The sequence below is a fragment of the Streptococcus oralis genome (assembly GCF_026782345.1).
GTDB lineage: Bacteria > Bacillota > Bacilli > Lactobacillales > Streptococcaceae > Streptococcus > Streptococcus oralis_CK.
The window spans coordinates 1,060,756-1,077,206 of record NZ_JAKUWI010000001.1 but is presented as its reverse complement, the minus strand read 5'-3'; the positions used below and the strand labels follow the sequence as shown (position 1 = coordinate 1,077,206).

Below are 16,451 nucleotides of genomic sequence, written 5' to 3'. Positions count from 1 at the left end.
CCTTAGCTTCTTTCAACAAGCTAGGAGACTAAAAGTCCTTCTTCTCGCAATAGAAAAAGAGACTGAGACTTAGCATTCTCGGCCTCTTCCTTATCTTAAAAAGTTCCGATACGGTTAAGTGGCCAGAAACGGAATTTTGCTTCGCCCTTGATATCGCTGGCCTTGAAGGTACCGACATGGCGGCTGTCGCTAGAGACTAGACGATCGTCACCAAGGAGAAGGTATTCGCCTTGAGGGACAGTAAAGCTAAAGCTGGTGTTGGAATTGACATCGACTGTAAAGGCCTGTGCCTTTTGAGCAAGTTCTCTAAAGTAAACTCCCTTATTGCCTTCAAATCCTTTGCCAGTATAGGTATTTTGCAACTTTTCTGTTTTGAACAAGTTGAGATATTCTGCTAGGTAGGGTTCATTCGTTTCTTCACCGTTGATAAAGAGTTTGTCATTTTCGTAGCGGATGGTATCTCCAGGCATGCCGATAACCCTTTTGACAATGTCTTTATTTCCTTCTTCCTCATGCGCAACCACGATGTCGAATCGGTCAATTGGGAGATGTTTGACAACGAAGAGGACCTCTCCGTCGGCTAGGGTAGGATCCATAGAGTGTCCTTCCACACGGACATTGCTCCAAAGAAAGATACGGCTAAGGCCAACCAGCGCGATAATCAGGAAGAAAACTCCCCATTCTTTTAGAAATGTTTTAAACGAATTCATAACTCACCTTTCTAGAAGTGCTTTGGCTTTTTCAGTGTTTTTAAAATGCAGTTTGGCGCAGAAATGAAGTCCCTTCATGCCATAGGCCTGAAGGATTTTGCTTGCAATCTTATCAGATGCAGTTCCAGCGCCACTTGGCAGTTGATAGCCTAGTTCTCGTCCAAGATTTTCCAAGTTTTCGAGGAAGAGATCCCGCGCGATGATGGAGCTAACCGCAACAGCCAGGTATTTGCCCTCGGCTTTTTCTTCCAAAGTGATCTTGTTTGGAAAATGATTGGCTTCTTGCGCCAAGTACTTGTCATAGTTTTTAGGGCTTGTAAAAGCATCAATCACGATTTTTTCTGGCTGGATTCCCTTTTGGAGGAGGAGAAAGATAGCCTGGTTGTGAAGGGCAACCTTTACAGAAACGGCATTGTAGCGCTCTCCGATAACTTCGTTGTACTTGCTCGGTGAAAGGAGGAGCGCTTGGTGCTGGACCTTTTCTTTAAGGATAGGGGCAATCTGACGAATCTTTTGGTCTGTCAGAGTCTTAGAATCTCCCACACCGAGTTTTCGCAAGAAGTCATGCTGATCCGGTGTCACGAAGGAAGCCACGACAGCCAGTCCACCAAAGTAGGAACCATTTCCCACCTCATCAGTCCCAATCATAGGAAAATCTTGTCCACTGTTTTCTTGTTGAACCTGATAGCCAAAGAAACTGGCGTAGTGCTCAGCAGCTTCGCCCTGCAGGAGGACTTTCCCAGAAGTATAGATGGAAACTGTTGCCTGAGGCAGTCTCAAAAAATAGCGAATATAAGGATTTTTACTAGGACTGAGAGCCTTCTGATACTGACTTAAAAAGCTCTGAATTTCCTGTTCACTTGGTGTGAGTGTGATGCTTGCCATAGTCTCTATTGTACCACAAAAGCAGGAGAATTGGTAAAAACTGACAAAGTTAGCGAAATTTGGTATAATATCGTGAGGTGAATTTTATGGCAAATCTAAATCGATATAAGTTTACATTCGGGAAAAAGACATTAACCTTGACAACCGAGCATGACAACCTCTTTATGGAGGAAATTGCCAAGGTTGCGACTGAAAAATACCAAGCAATTAAAGAACAAATGCCTGGGGCGGATGATGAAACCATTGCGCTTCTTTTGGCGGTCAATTGTCTGTCTACACAACTCAACCGTGAGATTGAATTTGATGACAAGGAGCAAGAGTTGTTAGAACTCCGCCACAAGTTGATTGCTGTTAAACAAGAACAGAGCAAGATTGAGGATTCCCTATGATTTCAATCCTACTCTTATTGGTTCTGGCTTGGGGTTTTTACATCGGCTACCGTAGAGGCTTGGTCCTGCAAGTTTATTATTTCCTCCTTGCAGTGATTTCAGCCTTTGTTGCGGGACAGTTTTATAAATCACTGGGAGATCACTTCCACTTGCTTGTCCCTTATGCCAATCCTCAGGAAGGACAGGGCACCTTTTTCTTCCCTTCAGACCAACTGTTTCAGCTAGACAAGGTCTTTTATGCGGGTCTCGCCTACCTTTTAGTTTTCGGAATTTGTTACACTATCGGACGTTTTATCGGTTTGTTCCTACACTTGATTCCAACTAAAAAGCTCAATGTCAAATGGTTGCGTATCGGAGCAGGCGTTTTGTCTCTATTAGTAACCTTATTTGTCTTGCAAATGGCTCTGACCATCCTTGCAACAGTGCCTCTGGCAGTCATTCAAAATTCACTCGAAAAAAGTATAGTAGCCAAACACATCATCCAAAGTGTCCCTTTTACGACAAACCTTATCAAACAACTCTGGGTGACAAATTTAATCGGATAAAAAGGGCGGGATTTTTCCTAGCCCTTTGTTTACAGATTGGGGGACTAGGTCAAAACCTCTAGTTGCTACAATCTTGTAAACCAGCATACAAGGAAAAAATATGAATACAAAAATACTAGAAACCTTAGAATTCAATAAAATCAAAGCCTTGTTTGAACCCCATCTCTTAACAGAACAAGGACTAGAGGAGTTAAAAGGCTTGGCTCCAACTGCTAAGGTAGATAAGATCAAACAAGCCTTTATAGAGATGGAGGAAATGCAAGCCCTATTTGTGGAGCAACCTCACTTTACCATCCTAGCGACGCGTGAGATATCAGCTGTTTGCAAGCGTCTGGAGATGGGGGCGGACCTCAATATTGAGGAGTTCCTGCTCCTCAAACGGGTCTTGCTTGCTAGCAGAGAGTTGCAAGGTTTTTATACCAATCTCGAAAACGTACGCTTGGAGCAGTTGGCGAGATGGTTTGAAAAACTACATGATTTTCCACACTTGCAAGGGAGTCTCCAAGCCCTAAATGATGCAGGATTTATCGAAAATTTCGCCAGCGAAGAACTGGCACGCATCCGTCGGAAAATCCATGATAGCGAGAGTCAGGTCCGAGATGTCTTACACGACCTGCTCAAGCAAAAAGCTCAGATGTTGACAGAAGGGATTATCGCTAGTAGAAATGGGCGTCAAGTCTTACCAGTCAAGAACACCTACCGCAACAAGATCGCAGGTGTTGTCCATGACATCTCTGCCAGTGGGAATACAGTCTATATCGAACCCCGTGAGGTCGTGAAACTGAGCGAAGAAATCGCTAGTTTGCGAGCAGATGAGCGCTACGAGATGATTCGTATCCTGCAGGAGTTATCGGAACGGGTTCGTCCTCATGCTGCTGAGATTGCTAATGATGCTTGGATTATCGGCCATTTAGACTTGATTCGTGCCAAGGTGCGTTTCATCCAAGAAAGACAAGCGGTTGTTCCTCAACTTTCAGAGAATCAAGAGATTCAACTCCTTCATGTTCGTCACCCTTTGGTCAAAAATGCTGTCGCAAACGATGTACATTTTGGTAAGGAATTAACGGCCATTGTCATTACAGGTCCCAATACAGGTGGGAAGACCATCATGCTCAAAACCCTGGGCTTGACTCAACTCATGGCCCAATCAGGCTTGCCCATTCTAGCTGACAAAGGAAGTCGTGTCGGTATTTTCGAAGAAATCTTCGCGGATATCGGGGATGAGCAGTCTATCGAACAAAGCTTGTCTACCTTCTCCAGCCACATGACCAATATCGTAGATATTCTTGGCAAGGTCAACCAACATTCGCTCTTATTGCTAGATGAGCTCGGGGCTGGTACCGATCCACAGGAAGGAGCAGCGCTTGCTATGGCTATTTTGGAGGATCTTCGTCTCCGTCAGGTCAAGACTATGGCGACGACCCACTATCCAGAACTCAAGGCCTATGGTATCGAGACAGCTTTTGTGCAAAATGCCAGCATGGAGTTTGATACAGCCAGCTTGCGTCCGACCTATCGCTTTATGCAGGGAGTTCCTGGTCGAAGCAATGCCTTTGAAATTGCCAAACGCCTGGGCTTGTCAGATGTTATCGTAGGGGATGCCAGCCAGCAGGTTAATCAAGATAATGATGTCAACCGTATCATTGAACAATTGGAAGAGCAAACACTTGAAAGTCGCAAACGCTTGGACAATATCCGTGAGGTCGAGCAAGAAAACCTTAAGATGAACCGAGCACTCAAAAAACTCTACAACGAACTCAATCGCGAGAAGGAAACAGAGCTTAACAAGGCACGTGAACAAGCTGCTGAGATTGTGGAACTCGCTCTAAGTGAGAGTGACCAGATTCTCAAGAACCTCCACAGTAAGTCTCAACTCAAACCCCATGAAATCATTGAAGCTAAGGCTGAGCTGAAAAAACTAGCTCCTGAAAAAGTTGACTTGTCTAAAAACAAGGTTCTTCAAAAAGCCAAGAAAAAACGAGCTCCAAAGGTGGGAGATGATATCATTGTTCTCAGTTATGGTCAGCGTGGAACCTTGACCAATCAACTTAAGGACGGCCGTTGGGAAGCCCAAGTCGGTTTGATCAAGATGACCTTGGAGGAGAAAGAATTTGACCTTGTTCAGGCCCAACAAGAAGCCCCAGTCAAGAAAAAACAAGTCAATGTCGTCAAACGTGCTTCTGGTCGTGGTCCGCAAGCGAGACTGGATCTCCGAGGTAAACGGTACGAAGAGGCTATGAATGAGCTGGACGCCTTTATCGACCAAGCCCTGCTCAATAACATGGCGCAAGTCGACATCATCCATGGTATCGGTACGGGAGTCATCCGTGAAGGTGTCACCAAATATTTACAAAGAAACAAGCATGTCAAGAGTTTCGGCTATGCCCCACAAAATGCTGGAGGCAGTGGCGCCACTATTGTGACCTTTAAAGGATAGAGAGAAGAAGGATTCGCTCTTTCTGAAAAAAGAAATGAAAGGTCAAAAATTTTCATAGAATATATTGACAAAGGCTAACTTTTCTTGTAAAATAATAAAAAATAAAATACCAACACCGAATGAAGTTTAATAGAAGTGGAGAAAGGTTTGTTTTCCATGACTGTAAATGGACGGAACTCTGGAGAGACCGTAAAGGCACCGAAGGGGCAAGGCAGGTAACTGCTCAAACTCTCAGGTAAAAGGACAGAGCTAGGATAGACCGCTTTTTGGCATTTATCTAAGCATTCCAGAGTACATGTATCTTGCATGTGCTCTTTCTTTTGGGGTTGAAAGATAGGAGTAGGATATGTTAGAATTGCTAAAAGCGCTTGATGCTTTCGTTTGGGGACCTCCCCTCTTGATCTTATTGGTCGGGACGGGTATCTATTTGACCATCCGATTAGGCCTTTTGCAGGTAGCTCGTCTCCCGAAGGCCTTTCAGTTGATCTTTACCAAGGACAAGGGGCACGGCGATGTGTCGAGCTTTGCCGCTCTCTGTACGGCTCTAGCAGCCACCGTTGGTACAGGAAATATCATCGGGGTCGCGACAGCCATTAAGGTTGGGGGACCAGGTGCCCTTTTTTGGATGTGGATGGCGGCCTTCTTTGGGATGGCGACCAAATATGCCGAAGGCTTGCTGGCTATCAAGTACCGCACCAAGGATGCAAATGGAGCTGTAGCTGGAGGACCCATGCACTACATTCTTTTGGGAATGGGAGAAAAGTGGCGTCCACTTGCAATCTTCTTTGCCCTAGCGGGTGTATTGGTAGCCCTTCTAGGGATTGGTACCTTTACCCAAGTCAATTCGATTACAGAATCCATTCAAAATACGGCCCAAGTTGATCCAGCTATCACGGCTCTCGTTTTGTCCATTTTTGTAGGGATTGCCGTCTTTGGTGGCCTCAAATCCATATCAAAGGTTTCGACAGCAGTGGTTCCTTTTATAGCTATTGTCTATATTCTAGGAACTCTTACAGTTATTCTCTTCAATATCGAGAAAATCCCAGCCACACTTGCACTGATCTTTACTTCAGCCTTTAGCCCAGTAGCTGCGGTAGGAGGTTTTGCAGGTGCCAGCATTCGGATGGCTATCCAAAATGGTGTGGCGCGAGGAGTCTTTTCTAACGAATCTGGCCTAGGATCAGCTCCAATTGCAGCTGCTGCGGCTAAGACAAATGAGCCTGTCGAGCAAGGCTTGATTTCCATGACAGGAACCTTTATTGATACCCTCATTATCTGTACGTTGACTGGTTTAACAATCTTGGTAACTGGTGTTTGGAGCGGAGATTTGAATGGAGTTGCCTTGACCCAGTCAGCCTTTTCAACAGTTTTTTCACACTTTGTACCTGCCCTCTTGACCATCTTCCTTGTACTCTTTGCCTTTACGACAATTCTCGGCTGGAATTACTACGGGGAACGCTGTTTCGAGTTTCTCTTTGGCGTTCGCTTTATTTGGCTTTACCGTGTAGTCTTTGTAGTCATGGTCTTGTTGGGAGGATTTATCGAGTTGGATATGGTTTGGATTATCGCAGACATCGTCAATGCCTTGATGGCTTTACCAAACTTGATTGCCCTCTTAGTCTTGTCGCCAGTCGTCATTGCTGAGACTAAAAAGTATTTTAAACACTAACCCAATCACACTTTTAGTGTGATTTTTTTCATTTCATAGACATTCCCTATCAAGGCGATTGAAAATATATATTATCCAAGGGGGAAATTCTATGATAGACTAAATGACAATAAAATGAAAAGAGGTTTCTTATGACAACATTTACCATCCACACAGTAGAATCAGCACCAGCAGAAGTGAAAGAAGTTCTTGAAACAGTACAAAAAGACAACAATGGCTATATTCCCAACCTAATCGGTCTCTTGGCCAATGCTCCAACCGCGCTTGAAGCCTACCGAACTGTCGGAGCCATCAACCGTCGCAATAGTCTGATACCAGTGGAACGCGAAGTAGTGCAAATCACAGCTGCCGTAACCAATGGTTGTGCCTTCTGCGTGGCTGGTCATACTGCTTTTTCGATTAAACAAATCCAGATGAATGATGATCTTCTCCAAGCTCTCCGCAACCGTACCCCAATTGAGACAGATCCAAAACTAGATACTCTAGCTAAGTTTACCTTGGCGGTTATCAATACCAAAGGGCGTGTGGGAGATGAAGCCTTGACTGAATTTTTGGAAGTTGGTTACACGAAACAAAATGCCTTGGATGTGGTTCTCGGTGTTAGTCTTGCTAGCCTCTGCAACTATGCCAACAACCTAGCCAATACGCCTATTAACCCAGAATTACAACCCTATGCTTAATTCATATCTGAGAAAAAATGAAGTCTGAAATAATCGAACTTCATTTTTTAAACTCTCATTTAAGCGCTTTTATGCTATACTAATAATAACATGATTATTGGAGGCTCGAATGAAAAAGCTCCCCTTGGTATTTTCTGGCTGTTTATTAGGTTTAGCAGGTGCAGGAAATCTGCTTGCAGATACTTTGCCTGTTCTGTCGCATTTATTGAGTCTGATTGGTCTAGTGTTGTGGATTTTCTTTCTTATTCTTCATCTTTTTAATTGGGAAGAAACCAAGCAAGAATTGACCAAGCCCCCTCTTTTATCAGGGATGGCCACTTTTCCTATGGCTGGGATGATTTTATCGACCTATGTCTTTCGCGTATTCCCTGCTCTTACTTTGGTAGCACAAGGGATCTGGTGGTTTTCCTTTCTCTTGGATTTGGTTTTGATTGTTACTTTTACCATCAAATTTGCTTGTCCAGGTCGGAAGACCAATGCGACTCCAAGCTGGACGGTACTCTATGTGGGGATAGCAGTAGCAGCCTTGACCTATCCCCTTGTCGGAATCATTGAAATTGCCTATGCGACCTTGAGTTTTGGTTTTGTCTTGACCTTCTATCTCTATCCACTTATTTATAGCGATTTAAAGAAAATCCCACTCCCAGTGGCCTTGCTTGGACAGGAAGGAATCTACTGTGCTCCCTTTTCCCTACTCCTGGCATCCCTAGTTCGAGTTGGAGGAGCAAGCCTACCGACTTGGCTCTTGATCGTCATGATTTTGGCATCTCAATCCTTCTTTTTCTTTGTTTTAACTCGCCTACCCACTATTTTAAAACAAGGCTTTCAACCAGCCTTCTCAGCCCTCACCTTCCCAACCATTATCACAGCGACTTCGCTCAAGATGGCTCAGGGAATTTTGAAACTTCCATTTCTGGATTATCTGGTATTTGCTGAAACTGTTATATGCATCACTATTTTATTCTTTGTATTGGGTGCTTATCTGATTTGGTTACGAAAAAAGGTCTAGCTATCTTCTAGCTAGGCCTTGTTTTTTATGGTTTGATAACTTCAGCGCCACCCATATATGGACGAAGAACTTCTGGAATGGTCACAGAACCATCTTCATTTTGGTAGTTCTCAAGAATAGCAGCCACTGTACGTCCAACTGCAAGTCCAGAACCGTTCAAGGTGTGAAGGAGTTTTACCTTGCCATCGACTTCATCACGGTAACGGATTTGGGCACGACGGGCTTGGAAATCTTCTGTATTTGAACAGCTTGAGATTTCACGGTAGGTATTTTGGGCTGGAATCCAAACTTCCAAGTCGTAAGTCTTAGCAGCTGAGAAGCCCATGTCTCCAGTAGAGAGTGCAACGACACGGTACGGAAGGTTGAGTTTTTGAAGGATGTTTTCAGCGTTGGCTGTCATTTTTTCTAATTCTTCATAAGATTCCTCTGGTTTGGCAAATTTGACCATTTCAACCTTGTGGAATTGGTGCAGACGAATCAAACCACGAGTATCACGACCAGCTGAACCAGCCTCAGAACGGAATGAAGGACTCATAGCGGTAAAGTAGATTGGCAGGTCTTTACCGTCAAGGATTTCATCACGGTAGTAGTTTGTTAGAGGAACTTCAGCTGTAGGAATGAGGACATAATTAGTGTCTTTCAATTCAAAAGTGTCTTCCTTGAATTTTGGATATTGACCAGTACCAAACATAGAATCATGGTTAACCATGTATGGTGTGATGACTTCAGTATAGCCCTCTTTTCCATGCTCATCCAACATAAAGTTGTAGATAGCACGTTCCAAACGAGCCCCAAGGCCTTTATAGAAGAGGAAGCGAGCACCAGTAACTTTTGCTCCACGTTCCCAGTCAAGGATACCAAGGTCTTCACCAAGATCCCAGTGAGCTTTTGGTTCGAAGTCAAACTCGCGTGGAGTTCCCCAACGACGGACTTCCACATTGTCATCTTCGTCAGCTCCGATAGGAACACTGTCAGCAGGGATATTTGGAAGAGTAGTGGTGAATTCTGTCAATTTAGCATCGATGTCCGCCAGTTCAGCATCCAAGGCTTTGATTTCAGCAGATAGGGTTTGCATCGCAGCAATCTTGTCATCGGCATTTTCCTTATTGCGCTTAGATTGGGCAATCTCAGCAGAAACCGTGTTGCGTTCTGCCTTAAGGTTTTCAACCTTGACCAAGATGTCACGACGTTTAGCATCGATTTCTTTCATCTCGTTTAAGATAGCAGGATCTACACCACGTGTAGCCAATTTTTCTGCGACAGCATCAAAGTCTGTACGAATACGTTTAATATCTAACATAAGAACTCCTTTATGAAAAAAACACACCTGACAAAGCGTTGGAGTGGCAGGGCCACGGTTCCATCCAACTTCACAGGTGTGCACTTGATTGTGTATGTAATTGTTACTAACGGTAGAATTTCACCTACCCCTCCTATCTGCTCGCAGCACCCGCAGACTTTCTGAAAGAAGAAGATAACCTACTTATCCGTTGCTATGATTATACTAAAGTTTCTACTTTTTTGCAAATAGATTTTTAAATTTTTGACCAATGGTCTGAAGCAAAGTCGGAAGCTTGACGACCTTGTCATTGCCCAGTTTTTCGCGAGCAATTTTAAGAATGGCACCTGAGTCTTTTGAAGCAAAGAGGAATTTTCCTTGATCAGTAAAGACTTCGAAGTGGCGACTGATTTTGCGACCACTTACGTTGGCTCCAATTTGCTGAATGCTGGACCAGGGGATTTGGATATATTGTTCGACATTGACATCAGGATAAAACTCTAAGGCTTGATCCCCAACTAGAAATTTTCCGACTTTTCCAGAGATGGAAAGATAGGATGTTCCAGTGGTTTGTAGGTCAATGACTTTATTGAGTGATTGGGCCATGATTAATCTTCCTTACTTTCATCGAAAAAGGCGTGGTAGAGAGCCTTGATAGCTGCCTTTTCTTGCTCTTTATTGACAACAAACATGATGGAAACTTCACTTGAGCCTTGGGACATCATCTGGATGTTGATTTTGTTTTCAGATAGAGCGCGTGTTGCAGTAGCAGTTACCCCGATATGGCTCTTCATCTTTTCTCCGACAATCATAATGATTGAAAGGTCGTGTTCGATTTCAGCATGGTCCACTTCGGCTTTTTGAACTAACTGACGCAGAATTTCTTCCTCCTTGATAGGAGTCAATTCACGGGAACGAAGGATGATTGAAAGATCGTCGATACCTGTAGGCATGTGTTCCCAACCAATGTTAAGATCTTCAAGGATTTGAAGAATCTTACGACCGAATCCAACCTCGCGGTTCATGAGGTATTTAGACATGTTGATGCTGACGAATCCAGAATCACCAGCGATCCCAACGACTGGGAATTTATCGCTACTGTGTTTTAGAACGATACGAGTTCCTGGGTGGTCAGGGTTGTTGGTATTCTTGATAACAAGAGGAATTTTTCCGCGGTAGGCAGGAAGAAGGGCTTCGTCATGAAGGACAGAAAATCCAGCATATGCCAACTCACGCATTTCACGGTAGGTTAATTCAGGAATGGAGTGTGGTTGATGGATAATACCAGGGTGGGCAGCGAAGATACCGTCTACGTCCGTAAAGTTTTCATAGAGATCAGCCTTGACTCCAGCTGCGATAATGGAACCAGTAATATCTGAACCTCCACGTGAGAAGGTACAGATTTGATTTTCCTTAGTCACGCCAAAGAAACCAGGGATGACAAGGACTTCGTTGCTATCAGTCAAGCCTTCAATCTTGTCATAACTAGATGGGATGATACGTGCGTTTCCTGGTTCACTTGTGACAACAATCCCAGCTTCTCTTGGGTGAACATAACGTGCATCAATACCGTTTTGGTTGAAGTAGGCTGCAATGAGTTTGGCATTATTATTTTCTCCAGCTGCTAAGAAAGTATCGTAGAGAAATTCATTGTCTTCTATAGGAAGAGTTGCCAAGGCCCGAATGCTTTTAGAAATCTTTTCTAAAACGGCAGGTTTTAGGCCTAGTTCACTAACCATAGCGGCATAACGGTCAATGATCCAGCTTTGGCTAGCACTGATGTCATTTCCAGCCACATAGTCGCGATAGTATTTAATCAAGGCATCGGTTACCTTAGTATCTTCAGCATTGCGTTTTCCGGGTGCAGAAACGACTACAAAACGGCGTTCTTTATCACTTTTAACGATGTTTAAAACTTTTTCTAACTGACCAGCAGAGGCAAGCGAACTTCCACCAAATTTTACAACCTTCATAAAGACTCCTCAAGTAAGTATTTTATACGATTATAGCAGAAAGAGGGGCATTTTTCAATGAAGAAAATAGCTCCCTATTACAATAGAAGTAAATGCTAACTTATTCTGAAAAGAGACAACAGTTTAAAAGTAAGAGAGTCAAATTTTACTCACACTCATAAATGATGGGGAAATAATCAGCTGAGACACTTTCCTTTAGTTTTTCCTTGCCTCTTTATCCAAAAAAAGGTATACTTTGAAAATAAAATAATTTCATTACCTTACAAAAGAAAAGGAGAAGCTATGAATCATATCTTATATCAGATCGTAGATGATCTTGCTATTATTACTTTGAATCGTCCAGAAGTGGCAAATGGTTTCCATATCCCAATGTGTGAGGAGATTTTAGAAGCTTTGACCCTAGCAGAGCAGGATCAAGCTGTTCAGTTCATCTTGATTAATGCTAATGGGAAGGTCTTTTCAGTTGGAGGAGACTTGGTTGAGATGAAGCGTGCAGTGGATGAGGATGACATTCCTTCTTTGAATAAGATTGCAGAATTAGTCAATACAATTTCTTTTAAAATCAAGCAAATTCCTAAGCCTGTTTTGATGGAGGTAGATGGAGCAGTTGCAGGTGCTGCGGCAAATATGGCAGTAGCAGTTGATTTTTGCTTGGCGACTGACAAGGCAAAATTCATCCAAGCCTTTGTTGGAGTTGGGTTGGCGCCGGACGCTGGTGGGATTCATCTCTTGAGTCGTAGTATCGGGGTAACACGAGCTGCACAACTTGCTATGACAGGTGAAGCCTTGACCGCAGAAAAAGCACTGGAATGGGGCGTAGTATACCGCGTTTGTGAAGCTGACAAATTAGAAAAAACAAGAGAACAAGTTCTGAAAAAATTAAGACGAGGTTCAGCAAACTCGTACGCAGCGATTAAAAAATTGGTTTGGGAAAGTCAATTTAAGGATTGGCAAGATTATGCCGAATTGGAATTGAAACTGCAAAAATCTTTATCTTTAACTGAAGATTTTAAAGAAGGGGTCCGAGCACATTCTGAAAGAAGAAGACCAAAATTTTCAGGAAAATAAAAAAATACTTGCACAATTCTTTGAAGTTTGTTATACTTCTTCTATCAAATGTTTTGATTGTGAAAGTTTTTTGAGGAGGAGGGAAAAAGTTTGGACTACCAACAAGTAAATGATTATTTAACATCTATTTTCAATAACGTCCTTGTGATTGAGGAGGTTAGCTTACGAGGTAGTCGATTCAAAGACATCTCCATCAAAGAAATGCACACGATCGATGTGATTGGAAAGTTCCCTGAGGCGACGCCTAGTAAGGTTTCCAAAGAACTGATGGTGACCCTGGGAACGGTTACGACGAGCTTGAATAACCTAGAAAGAAAGGGTTACATTGAGCGTATTCGTTCTGATCAAGACCGTCGTGTGGTCTATCTGCATTTGACAAAGAAAGGTCGTTTGGTTCACCGCCTTCACAAACGATTCCACAAGGCCATGGTCGAAAGAATTATTGACGGCATGAGTCCTGAGGAAAAGAAAGTCATGGGCAGAGGCTTGACGAACCTTTATCAATTTTTGGAGGATTTGAAATAATGGCCTTTGCTAAAATAAGCCAAGTTGCTCATTATGTCCCAGAGCAAGTGGTCACTAATCATGACTTGGCTCAAATCATGGATACAAGCGATGAGTGGATTTCAAGTCGGACAGGAATTAAACAGAGACATATCTCAAAAACGGAATCTACAAGTGACTTGGCGACAGAAGTTGCGAAGAGCTTATTGGATAAAGGGAGCTTAACAGCGGATCAGATTGATTTTATCATTGTAGCGACGATTACCCCAGACTCGATGATGCCTTCCACAGCAGCTCGAGTTCAGGCGAATATCAGAGCGCATAGAGCTTTTGCCTTTGATCTGACAGCAGCTTGCAGTGGCTTTGTATTCGCTCTCTCAACTGCAGAAAAGTTTTTAAGTTCTGGACAGTTCAAAAAAGGGATTGTTATCGGGGCTGAAACCTTATCCAAGGCAGTTGATTGGTCTGATCGTTCGACAGCTGTTCTCTTTGGAGATGGTGCTGGTGGCGTTCTCTTGGAAGCGAACGAAACACGTCACTTCCTTGTGGAAAGTCTCTATACAGATGGCTCTCGGAGCGAGTGTTTGACCTATGGTCAAACGGCTTTGGCTTCGCCCTTCTCAGTTCAAGAAGCAGTTCCTGCTTTTCTGAAGATGGATGGACGAGCAGTTTTTGATTTTGCAAATCGTGATGTTGCTAGATCGATCAAAGAAACCATTGAAAATGGTCCAATCGTAGCATCGGACTTGGATTATCTCTTGCTTCATCAGGCAAATATCCGCATTTTGGATAAGATGGCTAAGAAAATCGGTGTAGACCGAGACAAGCTTCCTGCCAATATGATGGAGTATGGAAATACCAGTGCAGCAAGTATCCCGATTTTGCTCTCAGAGTGTGTGGAGAATGGCATGATTCGTTTAGATGGTAGCCAGACGATTCTCCTATCAGGCTTCGGTGGAGGTTTGACATGGGGCACACTCATTCTTACAATCTAGGTAATCATGTGGTAAACACATAGTTATAAAATTTTATATTTTAAAGGAGTCCTATCATGGCAGTATTTGAAAAAGTACAAGAAATTATCGTTGAAGAACTTGGGAAAGACGCATCAGAAGTAACACTTGAATCTACTTTTGATGATTTGGATGCAGATTCATTGGACTTGTTCCAAGTAATCTCTGAAATTGAGGATGCTTTTGATATCCAAATCGAAGCAGAAGATAACTTGAAAACAGTTGGTGACTTGGTTGCTTACGTTGAAGAGCAAACAAAATAATTAGCATATTACTAGAAGGAGTAGGGGAGACCCGCTCCCTCTTGTTTAGGTAATAGTTTGAAATTCAAATGATAAACTTATCGAACTATTACGTAAGCAAGGAATGATGGAGGCACTATGAAAACACGTATTACAGAATTATTGAACATTGATTATCCTATTTTTCAAGGAGGAATGGCCTGGGTTGCTGATGGTGACTTGGCTGGTGCAGTATCAAAAGCTGGTGGTCTAGGGATCATTGGTGGTGGGAATGCACCTAAAGAGGTCGTGAAGGCTAATATCGATAAAATCAAATCACTTACGGATAAACCTTTTGGTGTAAACATTATGCTTCTGTCTCCATTTGTAGATGATATTGTTGACCTCGTTATTGAAGAAGGGGTTAAGGTAGTCACAACTGGTGCAGGAAACCCAAGTAAATACATGGAGCGATTCCATGATGCAGGAATTACAGTTATTCCTGTTGTTCCTAGTGTTGCTTTGGCAAAACGCATGGAAAAAATTGGTGCGGATGCCGTCATTGCAGAAGGTATGGAAGCTGGTGGACACATTGGTAAATTAACAACGATGACCTTGGTTCGCCAAGTTGCTGCAGCTGTTTCAATTCCAGTTATTGCTGCTGGTGGTATTGCAGATGGTGAGGGGGCAGCGGCTGGGTTTATGCTTGGCGCAGAAGCTGTTCAAGTAGGAACTCGTTTTGTAGTTGCCAAAGAGTCTAATGCTCATCCAAATTATAAAGCTAAAATTTTAAAAGCTCGTGATATTGATACAACGATTTCAGCACAACATTTTGGACACGCAGTTCGTGCCATTAAAAACCAGTTGACTCGTGATTTCGAACAAGCTGAAAAGGATGCCTTTAAACAAGAAAATCCAGATTTGGAAATCTTTGAGCAAATGGGTGCAGGAGCTTTAGCTAAAGCTGTTGTCCATGGTGATGTGGATGGCGGTTCAGTGATGGCCGGCCAGATTGCAGGTTTGATTTCTAAAGAAGAAACTGTTGAAGAAATCTTAAAAGATATCTACTACGGTGCAGCTGAAAAAATTCAAGAAGAAGCTGCTCGTTGGGCAGGAGTTACAAGAAATGACTAAAACAGCCTTTCTATTTGCGGGCCAAGGTGCTCAGTATCTAGGGATGGGACGTGATCTCTATGATCGCTATCCTATCGTCAAGGAAACAATTGACCAAGCTAGTCAGGTTTTGGGTTATGACCTTCGTGACTTGATTGACAATAATGAAGCAAAGTTAAATCAGACTCGTTACACGCAACCAGCTATTCTAGCTACATCCGTTGCTATTTACCGATTATTGAAAGAAAAAGGCTATCAGCCAGACATGGTGGCAGGACTGTCCCTCGGAGAATATTCGGCTCTTGTAGCAAGTGGTGCCTTGGACTTTGAGGATGCAGTTGCCTTGATTGCTAAGCGTGGGGCTTATATGGAAGAGGCTGCACCAGCAGGCTCTGGAAAGATGGTTGCCGTTCTTAATACTCCAGTTGAAGTGATTGAGGAAGCTTGTGAAACAGCCTCTAAAGTTGGAGTAGTGACTCCAGCTAACTACAACACCCCAAGCCAAGTCGTTATAGGTGGTGAGGTGGCTGCGGTTGACCGCGCAGTTGAACTCTTGCAGGAAGCAGGAGCAAAACGATTGATTCCTTTAAATGTATCTGGCCCTTTCCATACAGCCCTTCTTGAACCCGCCAGTCAGCAACTGGCTGGAGCTCTTGAGGAAGTGAGTTTCTCTGATTTTACTTGTCCACTAGTCGGCAATACGGAGGCTACTGTTATGGAAAAAGATCGAATCCAAGAGCTCTTGACGCGTCAGGTCAAAGAACCTGTTCGTTTTTATGAAAGTATTGCTGTGATGCAGGATGCTGGGGTGACCAACTTTATTGAAATCGGCCCTGGAAAAGTCCTATCAGGATTTGTCAAAAAAATCGATAAAACTGCTCAGCTAGCTAACGTTGAAGATCAAACAAGCTTGGATGCTTTGCTAGGAAACTAGTGACCCCTTCTCCCAGAAAATA

General features: G+C 43.3%; 17 protein-coding genes and 1 riboswitch. Of the genes, 12 read left to right on the top strand and 5 right to left on the bottom strand.

Annotated elements, in window-relative coordinates:
• Window positions 1-95: 95 nt before the first annotated feature.
• Window positions 96-710, bottom strand: coding sequence for a signal peptidase I (gene lepB / locus MK405_RS05340; protein ID WP_001083995.1), 615 nt, complete (start codon window positions 708-710; stop codon window positions 96-98).
• A gap of 3 nt (window positions 711-713) precedes the next feature.
• On the bottom strand, window positions 714-1,595 hold the full coding sequence (rnhC, locus tag MK405_RS05335; RefSeq protein ID WP_268704506.1) for a ribonuclease HIII: 882 nt from the start codon (window positions 1,593-1,595) through the stop codon (window positions 714-716).
• An 86-nt stretch (window positions 1,596-1,681) separates the two neighbouring features.
• Between rnhC and zapA the strand changes: the two genes are divergently transcribed.
• The 6 genes from zapA (at window position 1,682) to MK405_RS05305 (ending at window position 8,324) form a co-directional block, all read left to right on the top strand.
• Entirely contained in the window at window positions 1,682-1,984 is a 303-nt protein-coding gene (gene zapA, locus MK405_RS05330; protein ID WP_000002028.1) for a cell division protein ZapA, read from the top strand.
• Window positions 1,981-2,529 (top strand): CvpA family protein, encoded by a 549-nt coding sequence (locus MK405_RS05325; RefSeq protein ID WP_268704505.1) that lies wholly within the window; start codon window positions 1,981-1,983, stop codon window positions 2,527-2,529. Before zapA ends, MK405_RS05325 begins: the two co-directional genes overlap by 4 nt.
• Window positions 2,530-2,629: 100 nt before the next feature.
• A complete protein-coding gene (locus tag MK405_RS05320; protein ID WP_268704504.1) occupies window positions 2,630-4,966 on the top strand; it encodes an endonuclease MutS2 in 2,337 nt (778 codons plus the stop codon).
• A 168-nt stretch (window positions 4,967-5,134) separates the two neighbouring features.
• Window positions 5,135-5,223, top strand: a riboswitch (glycine riboswitch).
• Window positions 5,224-5,312: 89 nt separating this feature from the next.
• Window positions 5,313-6,635, top strand: a complete 1,323-nt coding sequence (locus MK405_RS05315) for an alanine/glycine:cation symporter family protein (RefSeq protein ID WP_268704503.1) — start codon at window positions 5,313-5,315, stop codon at window positions 6,633-6,635.
• Between the two features lie 131 nt (window positions 6,636-6,766).
• Complete coding sequence (locus MK405_RS05310) at window positions 6,767-7,315, top strand: carboxymuconolactone decarboxylase family protein (RefSeq protein WP_268704502.1); 549 nt, start codon at window positions 6,767-6,769, stop codon at window positions 7,313-7,315.
• Between the two features lie 109 nt (window positions 7,316-7,424).
• Entirely contained in the window at window positions 7,425-8,324 is a 900-nt protein-coding gene (locus MK405_RS05305) for a TDT family transporter (RefSeq protein ID WP_268704501.1), read from the top strand.
• A 25-nt stretch (window positions 8,325-8,349) separates the two neighbouring features.
• Here MK405_RS05305 and serS read toward each other — a convergent pair whose 3' ends face one another.
• The 3 genes from serS to MK405_RS05290 all read right to left on the bottom strand — a co-directional run bounded on the left by serS (window position 8,350) and on the right by MK405_RS05290 (window position 11,576).
• Window positions 8,350-9,624: a serine--tRNA ligase gene (gene serS, locus MK405_RS05300; protein ID WP_084852672.1), complete on the bottom strand. Its 1,275-nt coding sequence runs from the start codon at window positions 9,622-9,624 to the stop codon at window positions 8,350-8,352.
• 213 nt (window positions 9,625-9,837) lie between these two features.
• Window positions 9,838-10,209 (bottom strand): DUF956 family protein, encoded by a 372-nt coding sequence (locus MK405_RS05295; RefSeq protein WP_000079370.1) that lies wholly within the window; start codon window positions 10,207-10,209, stop codon window positions 9,838-9,840.
• 2 nt (window positions 10,210-10,211) lie between these two features.
• Window positions 10,212-11,576: an aspartate kinase gene (locus MK405_RS05290; protein WP_084852671.1), complete on the bottom strand. Its 1,365-nt coding sequence runs from the start codon at window positions 11,574-11,576 to the stop codon at window positions 10,212-10,214.
• 282 nt (window positions 11,577-11,858) lie between these two features.
• On the opposite strand from MK405_RS05290, the gene MK405_RS05285 reads away from it, so the two are divergent.
• From MK405_RS05285 to fabD, 6 genes are all read left to right on the top strand, one after another.
• A complete protein-coding gene (locus MK405_RS05285; protein ID WP_001015584.1) occupies window positions 11,859-12,644 on the top strand; it encodes an enoyl-CoA hydratase in 786 nt (261 codons plus the stop codon).
• A 90-nt stretch (window positions 12,645-12,734) separates the two neighbouring features.
• Complete coding sequence (fabT, locus tag MK405_RS05280) at window positions 12,735-13,169, top strand: fatty acid biosynthesis transcriptional regulator FabT (protein WP_000386337.1); 435 nt, start codon at window positions 12,735-12,737, stop codon at window positions 13,167-13,169.
• Window positions 13,169-14,143, top strand: coding sequence for a beta-ketoacyl-ACP synthase III (locus tag MK405_RS05275; RefSeq protein ID WP_268704500.1), 975 nt, complete (start codon window positions 13,169-13,171; stop codon window positions 14,141-14,143). The genes fabT and MK405_RS05275 overlap by 1 nt, the downstream gene beginning before the upstream one ends.
• 56 nt (window positions 14,144-14,199) lie before the next feature.
• Window positions 14,200-14,424, top strand: a complete 225-nt coding sequence (locus MK405_RS05270) for an acyl carrier protein (RefSeq protein WP_000257840.1) — start codon at window positions 14,200-14,202, stop codon at window positions 14,422-14,424.
• 117 nt (window positions 14,425-14,541) lie between these two features.
• The gene (fabK, locus tag MK405_RS05265; RefSeq protein WP_084853555.1) at window positions 14,542-15,516 is read left to right on the top strand and encodes an enoyl-[acyl-carrier-protein] reductase FabK; all 975 of its coding nucleotides are present in this window, start codon (window positions 14,542-14,544) and stop codon (window positions 15,514-15,516) included.
• Window positions 15,509-16,429, top strand: a complete 921-nt coding sequence (gene fabD, locus MK405_RS05260; RefSeq protein WP_084853557.1) for an ACP S-malonyltransferase — start codon at window positions 15,509-15,511, stop codon at window positions 16,427-16,429. The genes fabK and fabD overlap by 8 nt, the downstream gene beginning before the upstream one ends.
• Window positions 16,430-16,451: the final 22 nt, after the last annotated feature.

Bases quoted from the DNA above. Each gene is read 5' to 3' on its own strand.
- lepB (WP_001083995.1), bottom strand. From the start codon at position 710: ATGAATTCGTTTAAAACATTTCTAAAAGAATGGGGAGTTTTCTTCCTG.
- rnhC (WP_268704506.1), bottom strand. From the start codon at position 1,595: ATGGCAAGCATCACACTCACACCAAGTGAACAGGAAATTCAGAGCTTT.
- zapA (WP_000002028.1), top strand. From the start codon at position 1,682: ATGGCAAATCTAAATCGATATAAGTTTACATTCGGGAAAAAGACATTA.
- MK405_RS05325 (WP_268704505.1), top strand. From the start codon at position 1,981: ATGATTTCAATCCTACTCTTATTGGTTCTGGCTTGGGGTTTTTACATC.
- MK405_RS05320 (WP_268704504.1), top strand. From the start codon at position 2,630: ATGAATACAAAAATACTAGAAACCTTAGAATTCAATAAAATCAAAGCC.
- MK405_RS05315 (WP_268704503.1), top strand. From the start codon at position 5,313: ATGTTAGAATTGCTAAAAGCGCTTGATGCTTTCGTTTGGGGACCTCCC.
- MK405_RS05310 (WP_268704502.1), top strand. From the start codon at position 6,767: ATGACAACATTTACCATCCACACAGTAGAATCAGCACCAGCAGAAGTG.
- MK405_RS05305 (WP_268704501.1), top strand. From the start codon at position 7,425: ATGAAAAAGCTCCCCTTGGTATTTTCTGGCTGTTTATTAGGTTTAGCA.
- serS (WP_084852672.1), bottom strand. From the start codon at position 9,624: ATGTTAGATATTAAACGTATTCGTACAGACTTTGATGCTGTCGCAGAA.
- MK405_RS05295 (WP_000079370.1), bottom strand. From the start codon at position 10,209: ATGGCCCAATCACTCAATAAAGTCATTGACCTACAAACCACTGGAACA.
- MK405_RS05290 (WP_084852671.1), bottom strand. From the start codon at position 11,576: ATGAAGGTTGTAAAATTTGGTGGAAGTTCGCTTGCCTCTGCTGGTCAG.
- MK405_RS05285 (WP_001015584.1), top strand. From the start codon at position 11,859: ATGAATCATATCTTATATCAGATCGTAGATGATCTTGCTATTATTACT.
- MK405_RS05275 (WP_268704500.1), top strand. From the start codon at position 13,169: ATGGCCTTTGCTAAAATAAGCCAAGTTGCTCATTATGTCCCAGAGCAA.
- MK405_RS05270 (WP_000257840.1), top strand. From the start codon at position 14,200: ATGGCAGTATTTGAAAAAGTACAAGAAATTATCGTTGAAGAACTTGGG.
- fabK (WP_084853555.1), top strand. From the start codon at position 14,542: ATGAAAACACGTATTACAGAATTATTGAACATTGATTATCCTATTTTT.
- fabD (WP_084853557.1), top strand. From the start codon at position 15,509: ATGACTAAAACAGCCTTTCTATTTGCGGGCCAAGGTGCTCAGTATCTA.